This is a genomic window from Collimonas pratensis (assembly GCF_001584185.1).
In the GTDB taxonomy this organism is placed as follows: domain Bacteria; phylum Pseudomonadota; class Gammaproteobacteria; order Burkholderiales; family Burkholderiaceae_D; genus Collimonas; species Collimonas pratensis.
The window spans coordinates 4,298,357-4,313,276 of record NZ_CP013234.1 but is presented as its reverse complement, the minus strand read 5'-3'; the positions used below and the strand labels follow the sequence as shown (position 1 = coordinate 4,313,276).

Here is a 14,920-nt window from a genome sequence, read left to right as displayed (position 1 = left end):
GTAAATTTTGCGCAAAAGCCGCCCTCCGGGGCGGTTTTTTTTATCCGGCGCCGAAGCCCGGGCCAATCTTGCTCAAATCGGGTGCTTCGCTTACAATAAGCGCACCATTTCGTCTCACGTGACTGGCGAAAAAACCAACCCGCCGCAGGTTCAAAAAATCGCGGCAGGCATTGGCAAAAGGTGGGCATCCACCGGGAAGCGTGAGATTTCATCCGCCGTGCGCCTGGGCAGCCCGAATGGAAAGTACGACTGAGGCTGCCGCATTCCCCTAATTTTCTGGCCCTCATTCGATTTAGGCAGACCCTTATCGATTGGAGTATTAACATGTTCGAGAAAAACCATACCTTAGCCAACGTCGATCCGGAATTGTGGAGCGCCGTCCAGAAAGAAAACCATCGCCAGCAAGAACACATCGAGCTGATTGCGTCGGAAAACTACACTTCGCCGGCCGTCATGGAGGCGCAAGGCACGCAGCTGACCAACAAGTACGCTGAAGGCTATCCAGGCAAGCGCTACTACGGCGGCTGCGAATTCGTCGATATCGCCGAGCAGCTGGCGATCGACCGCGTCAAGCAACTGTTCGGCGCCGAAGCCGCCAACGTGCAGCCGAATTCCGGCTCGCAAGCCAACCAGGGCGTGTTCTTCGCCATGCTGAAACCGGGCGACACCATCATGGGCATGTCGCTGGCGGAAGGCGGCCACCTGACCCACGGTATGGCATTGAACATGTCCGGCAAGTGGTTCAACGTGGTGTCCTACGGCTTGAACGAAAAAGAAGAAATCGACTACGAAGCCTTCGAGCGCCTGGCGCACGAAAAGAAGCCGAAGCTGATCATCGCCGGCGCTTCCGCTTACGCCCTGCGCATCGACTTCGAGCGCATGTCCAAGGTCGCCGAGGCAGTCGGCGCCTACTTCATGGTCGACATGGCGCACTACGCCGGCCTGATCGCGGCCGGTGAATATCCGAACCCGGTGCCACATGCCGACTTCGTCACTTCGACTACCCACAAATCCCTGCGCGGTCCGCGCGGCGGCATCATCCTGATGAAGGCCGAGTTCGAGAAAGCCATCAATTCGGCGATCTTCCCAGGCATCCAGGGCGGCCCGCTGATGCACGTCATCGCCGGCAAGGCAGTGGCGTTCAAGGAAGCGCTGACACCGGAATTCAAGGCTTACCAGCAGCAAGTGGTGAAGAACGCCGACGCTCTGGCGAAGACGTTGATCGCGCGCGGCTTGCGCATCGTTTCCGGTCGCACCGAATCGCATGTCATGCTGGTCGACCTGCGCGCTAAGAAGATCACCGGCAAGGAAGCCGAAGCGATCCTGGGTTCGGCGCACATGACTTGCAACAAGAACGCCATCCCTAACGATCCGGAAAAGCCGTTCGTCACTTCCGGCATCCGTGTCGGCAGCCCGGCGTTCACCACCCGCGGTTTCAAGGAAGCGGAAGCCGTCAAGGTCGGCAACCTGATCGCCGACGTGCTGGATAATCCGCATGATGCAGCGACCATTGAACGGGTCAAGGCCGAAGTCAAGAAACTAACTGACGCCTTTCCGGTATATGCAGCTTAATACCGTAGTCTGATCTGCTGGCTAGCGGCAAGCCTTTGGGCAGGCCGGCGTCAGAGAAATCCTGGGCCCGTTGCAGCTTCAACACTGCACGGGCCCTGGTGCCAAGTAAGCCCCTGTGAAATACCGGTTGCCAGCGACCGGCGCGTGGCCCCGAATAGGAATAATGTAGAGATGTCCAGCCAGCCAGCCGCAATCACCTTCGGATTACTGCCATCATGAAATGTCCATTCTGCCAGCATGAAGAAACCCAGGTGCTCGACACCCGCGTGTCGGAAGAGGGCGATTCGATTCGCCGCCGGCGCCGCTGCATGCATTGCGACAAGCGCTTCACCACCTTTGAACGGATCGAGCTGGCGATGCCGGTGATCGTCAAGAAAAACGGCAGCCGCACCGATTTCGATCCGCTCAAGCTGCGCGCCAGCCTGATGCTGGCGCTGCGCAAGCGTCCGGTCTCGGTGGAGGCGCTGGACGAGGCTCTGCAGCGTATCAAGGACAAGCTGCTCTCCAGCGGCGAGCGCGAAGTGCTTTCCGGCCATGTCGGCGAACTGGTCATGCGCGAACTGAAACGGCTGGACAAGATCGCTTATATCCGCTTCGCCTCGGTCTACAAGAGTTTTGAAGACGTCGCTGAATTCCAGAACATGATCGAAGAATTCTCCGGACCGCCAAGCCGAAGGAAGTAATTGCTTAAATAAGCCAGCGCCGTCACTAGCGGCGCTATTTTTTTGTCAGAATGCTTGTCTGAAATGAAAGTCTTCAGATAAACAGGAGGCAAACCATGTCCATTCCACGATCGCCTGAGCAGGCCTTGCCGCGGCAGGACGGCATCACCTTGATGGAGGCCTTGATCACGCTGGCGCTCATGGGCATTCTGCTGGGCCTGGCGCTGCCATCCATGCGCGCATTCGTGATCCAGAACCGGCTGGCGGCGGAAACCCGCCTGCTGATTGCCGCGCTGACGCTGGCGCGTAACGAAGCAGTCGAGCGCGGCCGCCCGGTGCTGCTCTGTCGCAGCAGCAACGCCGATGCGGCCGATGCCCGCTGCAGCGGCGCCGTCAGCGGCGATCGCGACGGCGCCGACTGGGGCGCGGGCTGGCTGGTGCTGGCGGCCGACGATCGCCAGGTACTGCAGCGGCAAGGCGCGCTGGACGCCAATACGCAGGCGCGGGCCAGCCGCAGCACGATTAGCTATCACGCCAGCGGCGATGCCAGCGGCAACTTCACCAACGTAGTATTCGGCCACAACAACGAGTTTGCGCGCACGGTATGCATCGCTGCTTCCGGCCGCATCAGCCTGAAGCACGACAGCAGCGAATGCTGATGCCGATTTTGAAGCTGATTTTGAAGCCAATCCGGCAGCGCGGCTTTTCGCTGGTGGAATTGCTGGTGGCGATGACGCTGGGCACGGCCCTGGTCTTGTTGAGCAGCACGCTCTATTTCAGCAGCAAAGCCAGCTTCCGCCTGAACGATGAAAAACTGCGGCTGCAGCAGGATGGCAGCCATGCCATGGGGGTGATGGCGCAAAACCTGCGGCAGGCCGGTTTTGGCAAGCTGGCGTCTGCCGGCAGCCTGGCCGTGACCGATTTCATCGAAGCGGATGGTCAGCCGGCGCAAGGCTTGCGCGGCTGCGCTTACGGTTTTGCCAGGCCGCTCGGTCCGGGCAAGGATTTTTCCTGCAGCAACGCAGCCGGGATGGCCGCTTTTGAAGTGGCTTACCGCACCGACAACTATGCCGATCCGGCCAGCGGCGCCGGCGTCGATTGCAACGGCAGCAAGGTGCAGCCGATCGCGGTGCCCGTGGATCATCCTGCTTACCGTCTGGGGCCGCAGGTCAGCATCGCGAAGAATCTGTTCTTTGTCGCCCGCCGCGCCGGGAGCACGGCCAGCGCCTTGTATTGCCAGGGCAACGGCAACAACAACAGCGCGCAACCCTTGCTCAACAACGTCGAACAATTCCAGCTGGCGTATGACGTGGCAGATGCCAGCCCGCGCCGGTGGCTGGACGCCAGCCAGGTCTCAGCGCTGTCGGATGACCAGCTGTCCAACTGGAAAAGAGTGACCAGCGTCCGGCTATGCCTGCAGATCCCTGGCGAACAGATGGTCAGCGCCGAAGTACAGCATTATGTCGATTGCGATGGCGCCGCCCGGGTGGCGGAAGACCGCAGCCTGCGCCAGGTCTTCACCAGCACCGTCACGCTGCGGAACCAGGCCGTCGCCATCCAGGTGCCGCCGTAGCCCGCTAAGTGGGGTCGGAGTGAAGTTTCTGCAAAAAGCGCGCAGAAAGTTCACTCCGACCCCAGTTAGCTGCGTAGCTTAAGCACGACGAAAACCGGCTTATGATTTTGGGCGTTTCATCATTCACGACATCGTCGCAAAAAATGGACAGAGCCATCTGGGGTCAGTCGACTTTCGCGGCGTTTTTTCGCGAAACTCGACTCTGACCCCACATGGCGGATTCGGAGAAAAGACAGAATGCACTACATGGATTTTTTCCAGCGGCGAGGCATGTACTCCGTAGCCCGCTAAGTGGGGTCGGAGTGAAGTTTCTGCAAAAAGCGCGCAGAAAGTTCACTCCGCCCCCACTTAGCTGCGTAGCTTAAGCACGACGAAAACCGGCTTATGATTTTGGGCGTTTCATCATTCACGACATCGTCGCAAAAAATGGACAGAGCCATCTGGGGTCAGAGTCGACTTTCGCGGCGTTTTTTCGCGAAACTCGACTCTGACCCCACATGGCGGATTCGGAGAAAGACAGAATGCGCTACATGGATTTTTTTTCAGGTGCGAGGCATGTACTCCGTAGCTCACTTAGCTGCGCAGCTTAAACACGACGAAAATCAGGTTACGATTTTTCGCGCTTTATGAAATTCTCAATAATTGGCAGTGGCGCCGTCATATTTTGTACAATCGCTGCATATCCTCTTTCTGATCGCTCACTATGCTTTTCCTGTTCACGCCATGACCCAGGCCGAAATCTTCATGTCGCAAGCCCTGCAGCTTGCTGAAAACGGCTTGCTCTCCAGTGCGCCCAACCCCGCCATCGGCTGCGTGATCGTCAAGGATGGCCAGGTGATCGGCAGCGGCTTCACCCAGCCGCCGGGCGGCAACCATGCCGAAATCCAGGCTTTGCAGGATGCCGCCGCCAAAGGCCACGATGTACGCGGCGCCACGGTGTACGTGACGCTGGAGCCGTGCAGTCATTTCGGCCGCACCCCGCCTTGCGCCGATGCGCTGGTGCGCGCCGGCGTCGGCAAGGTGGTGGCGGCGCTGGAAGATCCCAATCCGTTGGTGGCAGGGCAGGGCATGGCGCGCCTGCGGGCGGCCGGCATCGCTGTCGAATCGGGCGTGCTGGCGACGGCGGCGCGCGAACTGAATATCGGCTTCTTTACCCGCATGCAGACCGGCAAGCCCTGGGTCCGGCTCAAGGTGGCCGCGAGCCTGGACGGCAAGACTGCGCTGCATAACGGCCAGAGCCAGTGGATCACCTCGCAGGCGGCGCGCGACGACGGCCACATGTGGCGCGCCCGCGCCGGCGCCATCCTGACCGGCATCGGCACCGTCAAGGAAGATAATCCCCAGCTCACGGTGCGCACCGTCAAGCTGGCGCGCCAGCCGCTGCGGGTGATTGTTGACAGCAAGCTAAGCATCAGCCCGGAGGCCAAGATCCTGGCCGGCGGCGGCAACCTGATCTTTACCGCCAGCGTCGATGCCGCCAAGCAAGCCATGCTGGAGCAGCAGGGCGCCGAAGTGGTGGTGCTGCCGAACCCGAATGGCAAAGTGGATTTGCCGCAAGTTATCCTCGAGCTGGGCAAGCGCCAGATCAATGAGCTGCACGTGGAAGCTGGCTCCAAACTCAACGCTTCGCTGTTGCGCGAGCATTGCGTGGACGAGTTGCTGGTGTACCTGGCGCCGGCCATCCTGGGCGATGGCCGCGGCATGTTCAGCCTGCCCGCGCTGGAAAACCTGCAGGATAAAATTGCCCTGAAATTTCACCAAATCGAGCAAATCGGCGAAGATTTGCGTATCCTTGCACGATTCCATTAATTTTCTGCTTACATCCTACTTACTTTCTACTTACTATCATGTTCACAGGTATCGTCGCCGCCGTCGGCAAAATCACTTCCGTCAAACCCCTGGGCAGCAGCGCCGAAGACGGCGTCCGGCTGGCGGTTGACGCCGGCGGCCTGGCCTTGGCCGACGTCGCCTTGGGCGATTCTATTTCCCTTAACGGCGCCTGCATGACCGTGGTCGCCAAGACCTCCACCATGTTCGAGGTAGATGTCTCGCGCGAAAGCCTGAACCGCACCGTCGGCCTCGACGCCAGCGGCGAAATCAACCTGGAAAAGGCGCTCACCCTGGCCGACCGTCTCGGCGGGCATCTGGTGTCGGGCCACGTCGACGGCCTCGGCCGCGTCGAAAAATTCGCGCCGGTAGGCGAGTCCTGGGAACTGGTGATCAAGTCCGCGCGCGACCTCGCCAAGTATTTCGCCTACAAGGGCTCGGTCGTGGTCAACGGCGTCTCGCTGACCGTCAACCGGGTCGACGATGTCGCTGACGGCTGCCTGTTTTCGATCAACCTGATTCCGCATACGATTGAAGTGACCGCGCTCAAGCATCTGCAGGTGGGCAAGCAAGTCAACCTGGAAGTCGACCTGATCGCCCGCTATGTCGAGCGCATGCTGAGCCTGGAGCAGGGCGTCGCCTGAAGCTGTCCATGAATAAAAATACTGCTCTCGCACCGCGCCTGCTGCTGCTCCTGATCGCGCTGATTGCGTGGTTCGCCATCATTTCGCAATTCTCGATTTCGGTTCCCCTGCTGCTGGCCAAGGGCATGACCTATGGCGAAGCGGTGTGGCGCATGTTCGGCTACCTGACCATCCTCACCAACGTGCTGGTAGCGGTTGCCTGTACTGTGCTGCTGCTGAAACCGGAGTCGCTGCCCGGCCAGTATTTTTCGCGTCCGGGCGTGCAGACGGCTGTGACCCTGTACATCCTCTTTGTCGGTCTCGGCTACAACCTGCTGTTGCGCAACCATGCGCCGTTCACAGGCCTGCACCGCTTGTCCGACGAGGGTTTGCACACGGTGGTGCCGCTGCTGTACGTGCTGTACTGGTCCTTGTTCGTGAACAAGCAGGGTTTGCAGGCCAAGGACAGCCTGCTGTGGCTGATCTATCCGCTGGCGTATTTCGTGATGGCGATGCTGCGCGGTTCCTCCTCCGGCTTCTATCCCTATCCTTTCCTGAATGTCACCAACCTGGGTTACGCCCGCGTGATGGGCAATGCCGCCATGCTGCTGGTGGGTTTTTTCGTGATCGCGCTGGGCATGGTCGCGGTCGCCAGGTTCAAGCGCAGCGAACTGGCTACCGATTAGCTTTCATGTGTCAGCAAAAGGCCACAGTTTTGCTATAGCGATACATGTTGTTACAGGCCTTACGACTTCTGCGTGGCGATGTTGCCGAAATTTAGGTTAAATATAGTTATGTTTAACCCAGATACATCGAGAACTGCCATGAAAAAGACCATGCGCCTCACCCTGCTTGGATTGCTCGCCGCCGGCGGCCTGATGTTGTCGGCGACGCCTGCGTTTGCCGCCCGCTGGTCGGTCAATGTCGGTGTCGGCGTGCCGGGCTACTATGCACCTGCGCCGGTGATCGTTGCGCCGCCGCCAGTCTATTACGCACCGCCGCCGCCGATCTATGTGCGGCCAGCGCCGGTCGTGGTGTACGGCGCGCCCGGCTACTATCCTCCTGGCTACTATGGCTATGGCCGTCCGGGCTACTGGCGCGGCCGTGGCTGGCACGATCACTGGCATGACCGCGGCTGGCGCCGTTGATAGGGCCGCACTGAAAGTATGGCAATATAGCGTGGCGGACTAGTAGCGTATCCCGCCACGCCAGCGCCGCACCCTAGTGCAGCGTGACGAAAAACAGACACCCTGCATTTTACTGTATGCATATACAGTACTTATGGTACAGTTCAATCTCCTTCAACGAGATTGGAAATGCTGCCATGACGAACTTGGATATTACCTCCGGCTCCCGCTTTGGTATGGAGTCTACCCCTTCCTCAATCATGATGCGTTTCGGCAAGCGCGAGCTGTTCATCTGCCGCGATTTCTATAAGCGCATGTATCGAAGCAATCCTGTAGTCGAATGCAACGCCGGCATCCAGCCCGGCCATCTGGAAATCCTGCTGTTCCGCAAATGGCTGGTCGTCATGTCGAAAGCACACTGAATTCGCTCAATATTGCACCGATCCTTTTGCGTAATTGAAACAATTGCTCTAGCTCACCACGTAGCGTGATTTTCCCGTAGCTGTTAAATTTGTTGCATCGGCCGGCTTAGCCTGCTGCATGCAATACCAATAACAAGACCGGGAGACGCGACGTGGATCAAGAGTTCGACTTTGTGGTGGTAGGCGGCGGTTCTGGCGGCTGTGTGATGGCCGGGCGTCTGACGGAAGATCCTGCGCTATCGGTCTGTCTGCTGGAAGCCGGCGGCAGCGGCGACAGCTGGGCGGTGAAAATGCCGGTCGGCGCGCTCAGCATGGTGCCCACCAAGCTCAATAACTGGGCTTTCGAAACCGTGCCGCAAGCCGGGCTGGACGGCCGCCGTGGCTACCAGCCGCGCGGCAGGACGCTGGGCGGTTCCTCGGCGATCAACGCCATGGTCTACATCCGCGGCCACCGCTCGGACTACGATCACTGGGCGCAGCTAGGCAACAACGGCTGGTCCTTCGACGATGTGCTGCCGTACTTCAAGAAATCCGAACATAACGAGCAGTTTGACAACGTCTGGCACGGACAGGGCGGTCCTTTGTGGGTCAGCGACCTGCGCACCGACAATCCCATCCACCAGCACTACCTGGAAGCCGCGCGCCAGGCCGGCTATCCGCTCAGCACGGACTTCAATGCCGAGCATCAGGAAGGCCTGGGCGTGTACCAGGTGACGCAAAAGAATGGCGAGCGCTGGAGCGCCGCGCGCGCCTATCTGCTGCCGCACCTGGGCCAGCGCAGCAATCTCAGCGTGCTGACCGGCGCCTGCACCGAGCGCCTGATCTTGGAGCAGGGGCGCGTGGTTGGCGTGGAAGTGCGGCATGGCGGCCAGTTGCGGACGCTGCGTGCGCGGCGCGAAGTGATCCTGTCGGCCGGCACTTTCCAGTCACCGCAGATCCTGATGCTGTCCGGCATAGGCGATGGCACCGAGTTGCGCAAACTGGGCATCCAGGTGCAACACCACTTGCCCGGTGTCGGCAAGAACCTGCAAGACCATCCCGACTTCGTCTTTTGCCACAAATCCGACAGCCTGGATACCTTCGGCATTTCCGCCAGCGGTTCGCTGCGCATGTTCAAGGAGCTGCAGCGCTTCCGTCATGAACGGCGCGGCATGCTGACCAGCAATTTCGCCGAGTGCGGCGGCTTCCTGAAGACCCGGCCGGAATTGCCGGCGCCGGACCTGCAGTTGCATTTCGTCATCGCCTGCGTAGAAAACCATGCCCGCAAGCTGCATTTGGGCCACGGCTTTTCCTGCCACGTCTGCTTGTTGCGCCCGCGCAGCAAAGGCGAGGTCAGGCTGCGCAACACCAATCCGCAGGACGCGCCGCTGATCGACCCGAATTTCTTCGGCGATCCGCAGGACCTGGAGGACATGGTGGCGGCATTCAAGATGACCCGCAAGCTGCTGGATGCGCCGGCGCTGGCCGCCTACAGCAAAAGCGACATCCGCACCGCAGGTGTGGAGTCCGACGAGCAGATCCGCGCCGTGCTGAAGACCTATGCGGATACGGTCTATCATCCGGTCGGCAGCTGCAAGATGGGCACCGACCCGGCCGCCGTGGTCGATCCGACCTTGAAGGTGCATGGCATCCAGGGTTTGCGGGTGGTGGATGCCTCGATCATGCCGACCCTGATTGGCGGCAACACCAACGCCCCGACTATCATGATTGCCGAAAAGGCCGTGGATTTCATTCGGCAGGGGCGATGATGCAAGACCATCAGCAATCAGTTTTCTCCAAAAGAGCCATATGACAGGAAATGATCTGGAACCTGCAGAAACAATCTTATCGACGCCGCGCCTTGACCTGGAGCCGCTGCTGGCTAGGCATGCCGCGCTATTGTTTGCCCATCTTAGCGATGCTGCCCTATACACCTATATGCCGCACCAGCCGCCGGCATCGGTAGCGAGCCTGGCCGAGCGTTATCAGCGCCTTGAAAGCCGCCGCTCGACGGACGGTTCCGACATCTGGCTCAACTGGGCGGTGCGGCTGGCCGACAGCGAGGAATATGTCGGCTATGTCCAGGCCAGCATTGAAGCCGACGGCCACGCAATGCTGGCGTATTTTGTATTTACGCCTTTTCAGCGGCAGGGCTATGCAATGGAAATGTGCAGCAAGGTAAGGGACTATTTGTTAAACGCCTTTGCCGCCAGCTCGGTGTACGCCCTGATCGATACACGCAACCGGGCGTCCATTGCGCTGGTGGAGAAGATGGGCTTCTAGCGCGAGGCCATGCTGCCCAATGCCGATCACTTCAAGGGCGCCAGCAGCGATGAATACCGCTATCGCTACGCGAAATCCACCTGAGCAACAAGTTGTATCTGTCTGTGTGGGTGCAAAACAACGCTATGTTGCGGCGCAAGATGACTGTTAAAGTGTTTTGGCTCAGTATCACTTTCACGCAAAAAAGAGTCCATCTCTCTAGAGGTGAGGAGACAGGGAAAGCCCGCATCGTTAAAGATAGCGGGCTTTTTATATGGGGAAACGACAATGCGGCGGCCGTGTTATTCACAAAGTTGATAGTAGGCATCAGAAATAAGAATTGGCAATATGTGCAGCGTTTTTATATGCTGCAATGCATCAACACCACCAATTCTTTTCGGAGCCCTGCCATGAACTTTCTTCAAACTTTGCCGCTGCTGGCTGTTGTCGCTGCTTTCGCCCTGCGTTTCTACCTGTCCCGCAAAGCCGGCGGTTCGCAAGAGTAATTGCTTGCCGTGCCGGCTAGCCAGTCATGGTTAGCAGACGCGACAATAACAAAATCGCAAAACCTAGTGTCGTGTCCTGCCTCATCTGTCGGTATATCGCGCCGGCCTTGGCCCGTAGCGCTAGGCGTGCCGAGGAGACATAGCGGTGCTATGGCGACGAGTCGCAACGACGCGATACGGGTCAAGGACCAGCGAAATGGCGACAGATGAGGCAGGACACGACACTATCGCCATGTTTACCCCGGCACCACATCGGTGCGCATCACCGGGTAAAGATTGAAGCGTTCGTCCCAGGATGAATGCCTACGTGCAAAAAACTCCAGCCGTGCTGCCGGATCCTTGGCAAATGCAGGATCGTCGACCAGTTTTTTCTGGAACTCGGCTGCCAGCGCCGGATCCGCCGCCAGTTGCGCGCGCGCGACATCTTCGGCAACATACGCTTCCATATATTCCTTCTTCTCGAAGGCGTTGTTGAAACGGCCCCAGGCTGCCAGCGAATCCGGCGCCTGCGGTTCCAGCAACGCCATCACCAGCCGCGCCTTGGCTTGCGCGATCGGTACGAACAGCGCGCCGGCGCCGAGGTCGCGTGTTTCGCCGTGCCACGCGCCCTGCAGCTTGAGCATCTGATGGCTTTCCATCGATTGCGCATCAAACGTGGTTTTGGTGGCGCGGAAGGTTTCCAGTGCGACCTTGTCTAGCGCCGCCGGCAACACGCGGAAAGCAATCCCGTGCTGCCGCAGTTTTTCGCCGACCCAGGCGGCATGCGCCGCCGGCACCAGGTAACCGGCCAGCGGTGCGTTGACGCTCAGCTTCGGCTGCAGGTCGTCGCGTACTGTCACATTCCAGATCTGCGGCTTACTCTCATCGTAGCGTGTCATCAGCGCACCCGAAATATCCGACTGCGTGCGCGTATATTCATAACCGCGGAACGCCACCGGACGGGTTTTTTCGCTTGCTTCATAGCTCAACGCCACCGGCTGGCCGGCCAGCTTGGCGGCGCGCAGGTCGGCCTGCTGCGCCGTCTTCAGCCAGGCCTCGCCATGCGCGGCGATCTGCGCCATGATCGAGACGATGGTGTTGTGTGTGATGCGTACCCGGGTCGGGTAATCTTTCCAGGAATGGGTCTCGACCAGCATGCCGAAGCGGTTGCGCAGATGGAAATAGCCGGTGGAAAAGCGCGGCGGCGAAACGTCGTCGACAAAACCGGAACTAGGATCGTCATCCACCTTGAACGACATGTAGAACGGCAGCGGCAGCGAACCCTGTTTGCTCAGGTCGCCGATGACGGCGTCGCGCAGCGCCTCGCCATCCTTGCGCTGGGCCAGGTCGCTGGCGTGCACCGGTTCGACCTGGATCGACACGTCATGCTCGAACTTGGCGCCATCGGTGACATGCAGGTCGATATAGGCCAGCGGATCCCAGCGGTTGACCAGCTGCAGCATGGCTTGCATTTCCGGTGCGTCGGCTTTTGCGTAGTCGCGGTTGAGGTTGAAGTTCTGGCCGGTGGTGCGCCAGCCCATTTCTTCCGGACCGCGCTGGTTAGGGCGGTTCCAGCGGCCAAAACGCTCATGGCCATCGATATTGAACACTGGGACGAAAATCAGTACTTGCTTGTTCAGCACGCTGTTGGCGGAGGTGTCTTGCAAGGCTTCGCGCAAGGCGAGGAAGCCGGCATCTTTGCCGTCGATCTCGCCGGCATGGATGCCGCCTTGTATCAGCAGCACCGGCAAGTTGCGCTGGTGCGCGGCTTCCGCGCTCAGCGCGCCGCTGCGCGAGACGATCAGCGCCAGCATCGGCCGTCCTTCGGGCGTGCGGCCGAACTCGGTGCAGCGCACCTGCTTAGGATAAGTTTTCTGAAAGGCGGCGCACAGCGCAATGACTTCTTCGTAGCGTCCGGTTTTCTGGAAACCGGAACGCTCGGCGACCGTGCTCAAGGGATCGCTGGCAGCGTTGACGAGGGGCGTGACGGTGAGGGTTAGCAGGGCAGACAGTACGGCAGAACGCAGCATGAATCGGGCTCCATTGGTTTGGATGGTCTGTAACGGAATGTAGCCCTGATTCTAGCGCGCCTGCCGAAATATTGCTTAGCGGCATTGATCAGGCCGCCCTGGTCAAGCCGATCGCTTTTTCCGGGCAAGCTGTCACGCACAAGCCGCAAGCGCGGCAGGCGTCGGCATTGGGCGTGTAAGCCACCTGCATGCCATGCACGCGCAGCTTGAACTTGTTCAGCGGCCCCAGCGGCTGGTAATCGGCATCGTCGATGCGGCGGATCTCAAACACGTTTTCCGGGCAGACCGCCACGCAGTCGGCCTTGCCCTCGCAGCGCTTGAAATTCACCACCGGCACGATGACCCCAGGCAGCTGCTTGCAGTTTGCTTCGGCAGGCTTGCTCATGTCATTCGCCGCGGCCGCGGAACATGCGCATGCCATCCTTGAATTTTGCCCGTTCTTCTTCCGTCATCTGCTCCCAGCGCTGGCGATGATGGCCGCCATGCCAGCCACCACGGCGGCGGAAACCGCCGAACAGGATGCGGCACAAGACCAGCAGGCCGATGGCGCGCAGGAAGTCGATCTGCTGCACGCCGGCGAACAGCGACGGCAGCAGCCAGTTCCACAGCGACATCACGATCCAGCCCAGCACGGCGATGCCGAGCAATACCAGCGGCACGATTTTCAGGAACTTCCATTTTCTGTTCATTTCCATTTCTCCTTCATTTCCTCGTTACACATCTTTCACAAATCGAATTCGTCATAAATTTCTTGTAGGCGCTGGCGTAGATGCAGAACGGCATAGCGCTTGCGCGCCAGCAGCGTGTTGACGCTCTCGCCGCTTTCCGCCGCCAGCTGCTTGAAGCTGCGCCGTTCCAGTTCGTGGGCGATGAACACCTCGCGCTGCTTGGACGGCAGTTCGTCCAGCGCATCCTGCAGCGCGTCCAGCAGGATGCTGCGCGCATAGGCGGCTTCCGGGCCGGCGTCGGCCTGCGGCAGCAGATCGTCGATGCCGCTGTCGTCAGCGTCACTGAGCTCTTCAGTGTCCGGCAACTGCTGTTCTTTTTTCTTGCGAAAGCGGTCGACGATACGATTGCGGGCCACCCGGAACAGCCAGGCGCCGACCTGTTCTATCGGCTCCGGCAGGCGGCTGGCTTCCACCAGTTCCTGGAACACGTCCTGCAGCACATCTTCCGCCTCGTTGGCGTCGGCCATGCGCTGGCGGATGAAGCTGCGTAGCCTTGCCGTTTCGCGCAAGACGGTGTCAGTGATTTGCTTGTCGGATGCGGCCATCAGGTCAGGGGTCAGCGTCGTTGCCATACTGTGAAGACGTATCACAGGCGGAAATATTGTATCGGCCGGAGATTTAAATGCGGCACTGACCTCGGGGAAGGGATTATTTGGCGAACAACTGCTTCAGATCCTTGAACGCCTTGAATTCCAGCGCATTGCCGGAAGGGTCGCAAAAGAACATGGTGGCTTGTTCACCGGGCTCGCCCTTGAAGCGGATGTAGGGCTCAATCACGAACTTGACTTGCGCTGCCTTCAGCCGCTCGGCCAGCGCCTGCCACTGCGCCATGCTCAGCACCACGCCGAAATGGCGTACCGGCACGTTCTTGCCGTCGACCGCGCCGGTGGCGGCGATGGCGGTTTCAGCGGGAGCGAGGTGGGCGACAATCTGATGCCCGTACAAGTCGAAATCGATCCAGGCATCGGAGCTGCGGCCTTCCGGACAACCGAGCAGGCCGCCATAGAATGCACGCGCCGCGGCAAGATCGTTGACCGGGAAGGCGAGGTGGAACGGCGGAATCGATGTGTCAGTCATGGTATGTCCTCGCTGGATAGCTGATGGGAAAGGAAAGCACAGGATAGGCGAAGCAAAATGCGCTGTAAAATGATTTGCGTCTCAGGCCGACCCTGGCAGCTCCATCATAAACCTGCACACTGAAAACAACATGGATGACAAAAACGCTCCTTACCACGCCCATATCTATTACCGGCTCGATCAGCGCGCTGCCGCCGAAGCCATCCACCTGCGCCTGAGCGAACTGACACAGCCCGGAGGCGTAGCGCCTATCCTGTTTGTCGGCCAACTGCGCGACCAGAAGGTCGGCCCGCATCCGATTCCTCAGTTTGAAATCCATTTTACAAAAGAACATCTCGCGGCCATTGTCCCGCTGCTTGAAGCTTCAGGGCTGACGGCGCTGGTGCATCCGCTGACCGACGACGACCTCGCCGACCACACCAGCCTGGCGCAATGGATAGGCAAACCGATCGAACTCGATCTGGCGCCGCTCGATCCGCCCGGCATGAACAAGGGCGTCGCCCGCTTCGGCAAAACCGATTTTTAGCAGGTATGCGAAGAACAGATCGTTGCA

General features: G+C 59.7%; 18 protein-coding genes and 1 riboswitch. Of the genes, 13 read left to right on the top strand and 5 right to left on the bottom strand.

Annotated elements, in window-relative coordinates; genetic code table 11:
* The first annotated feature begins 108 nt into the window (after positions 1-108).
* A riboswitch (ZMP/ZTP riboswitch) is annotated at positions 109-236 on the top strand.
* Positions 237-324: 88 nt separating this feature from the next.
* From glyA to CPter91_RS27215, 12 genes are all read left to right on the top strand, one after another.
* Positions 325-1,572, top strand: a complete 1,248-nt coding sequence (glyA, locus tag CPter91_RS19150; protein ID WP_061942947.1) for a serine hydroxymethyltransferase — start codon at positions 325-327, stop codon at positions 1,570-1,572.
* A gap of 215 nt (positions 1,573-1,787) precedes the next feature.
* On the top strand, positions 1,788-2,255 hold the full coding sequence (gene nrdR, locus CPter91_RS19145; RefSeq protein ID WP_061942946.1) for a transcriptional regulator NrdR: 468 nt from the start codon (positions 1,788-1,790) through the stop codon (positions 2,253-2,255).
* Between the two features lie 95 nt (positions 2,256-2,350).
* Positions 2,351-2,893 carry a GspH/FimT family pseudopilin gene (locus tag CPter91_RS19140; protein WP_061942944.1) on the top strand — a complete coding sequence of 181 codons (543 nt, stop codon included), beginning with the start codon at positions 2,351-2,353 and terminating at the stop codon, positions 2,891-2,893.
* Complete coding sequence (locus tag CPter91_RS19135; RefSeq protein WP_205631619.1) at positions 2,893-3,807, top strand: PilW family protein; 915 nt, start codon at positions 2,893-2,895, stop codon at positions 3,805-3,807. Before CPter91_RS19140 ends, CPter91_RS19135 begins: the two co-directional genes overlap by 1 nt.
* Before the next feature lie 723 nt (positions 3,808-4,530).
* On the top strand, positions 4,531-5,616 hold the full coding sequence (ribD, locus tag CPter91_RS19130) for a bifunctional diaminohydroxyphosphoribosylaminopyrimidine deaminase/5-amino-6-(5-phosphoribosylamino)uracil reductase RibD (RefSeq protein ID WP_061946420.1): 1,086 nt from the start codon (positions 4,531-4,533) through the stop codon (positions 5,614-5,616).
* A gap of 38 nt (positions 5,617-5,654) precedes the next feature.
* A complete protein-coding gene (locus tag CPter91_RS19125) occupies positions 5,655-6,278 on the top strand; it encodes a riboflavin synthase (protein ID WP_061942941.1) in 624 nt (207 codons plus the stop codon).
* Between the two features lie 8 nt (positions 6,279-6,286).
* A complete protein-coding gene (locus CPter91_RS19120; protein WP_061942940.1) occupies positions 6,287-6,943 on the top strand; it encodes a Pr6Pr family membrane protein in 657 nt (218 codons plus the stop codon).
* Between the two features lie 138 nt (positions 6,944-7,081).
* Complete coding sequence (locus tag CPter91_RS19115; RefSeq protein ID WP_231879965.1) at positions 7,082-7,405, top strand: virulence factor; 324 nt, start codon at positions 7,082-7,084, stop codon at positions 7,403-7,405.
* A 176-nt stretch (positions 7,406-7,581) separates the two neighbouring features.
* Positions 7,582-7,806 (top strand): hypothetical protein, encoded by a 225-nt coding sequence (locus CPter91_RS19110; RefSeq protein WP_061942937.1) that lies wholly within the window; start codon positions 7,582-7,584, stop codon positions 7,804-7,806.
* Between the two features lie 152 nt (positions 7,807-7,958).
* Positions 7,959-9,554, top strand: a complete 1,596-nt coding sequence (locus tag CPter91_RS19105) for a GMC family oxidoreductase (RefSeq protein WP_061942935.1) — start codon at positions 7,959-7,961, stop codon at positions 9,552-9,554.
* Positions 9,555-9,594: 40 nt separating this feature from the next.
* Entirely contained in the window at positions 9,595-10,068 is a 474-nt protein-coding gene (locus tag CPter91_RS19100; protein ID WP_061942934.1) for a GNAT family N-acetyltransferase, read from the top strand.
* A 140-nt stretch (positions 10,069-10,208) separates the two neighbouring features.
* On the top strand, positions 10,209-10,553 hold the full coding sequence (locus tag CPter91_RS27215) for a hypothetical protein (RefSeq protein WP_205631618.1): 345 nt from the start codon (positions 10,209-10,211) through the stop codon (positions 10,551-10,553).
* A 236-nt stretch (positions 10,554-10,789) separates the two neighbouring features.
* Here CPter91_RS27215 and CPter91_RS19090 read toward each other — a convergent pair whose 3' ends face one another.
* From CPter91_RS19090 to CPter91_RS19070, 5 genes are all read right to left on the bottom strand, one after another.
* Positions 10,790-12,562 carry a M14 family metallopeptidase gene (locus CPter91_RS19090; RefSeq protein ID WP_061942929.1) on the bottom strand — a complete coding sequence of 591 codons (1,773 nt, stop codon included), beginning with the start codon at positions 12,560-12,562 and terminating at the stop codon, positions 10,790-10,792.
* Between the two features lie 88 nt (positions 12,563-12,650).
* Positions 12,651-12,947, bottom strand: a complete 297-nt coding sequence (locus tag CPter91_RS19085) for a 4Fe-4S dicluster domain-containing protein (RefSeq protein WP_061942927.1) — start codon at positions 12,945-12,947, stop codon at positions 12,651-12,653.
* 1 nt (position 12,948) lies between these two features.
* Complete coding sequence (locus CPter91_RS19080) at positions 12,949-13,251, bottom strand: hypothetical protein (RefSeq protein ID WP_061946418.1); 303 nt, start codon at positions 13,249-13,251, stop codon at positions 12,949-12,951.
* 35 nt (positions 13,252-13,286) lie between these two features.
* Positions 13,287-13,862 (bottom strand): RNA polymerase sigma factor, encoded by a 576-nt coding sequence (locus CPter91_RS19075; RefSeq protein WP_061942925.1) that lies wholly within the window; start codon positions 13,860-13,862, stop codon positions 13,287-13,289.
* A gap of 76 nt (positions 13,863-13,938) precedes the next feature.
* Positions 13,939-14,367 (bottom strand): VOC family protein, encoded by a 429-nt coding sequence (locus CPter91_RS19070; RefSeq protein ID WP_061942923.1) that lies wholly within the window; start codon positions 14,365-14,367, stop codon positions 13,939-13,941.
* Between the two features lie 130 nt (positions 14,368-14,497).
* Between CPter91_RS19070 and CPter91_RS19065 the strand changes: the two genes are divergently transcribed.
* Positions 14,498-14,893: a DOPA 4,5-dioxygenase family protein gene (locus CPter91_RS19065; RefSeq protein ID WP_061942921.1), complete on the top strand. Its 396-nt coding sequence runs from the start codon at positions 14,498-14,500 to the stop codon at positions 14,891-14,893.
* Positions 14,894-14,920 lie beyond the last annotated feature (27 nt).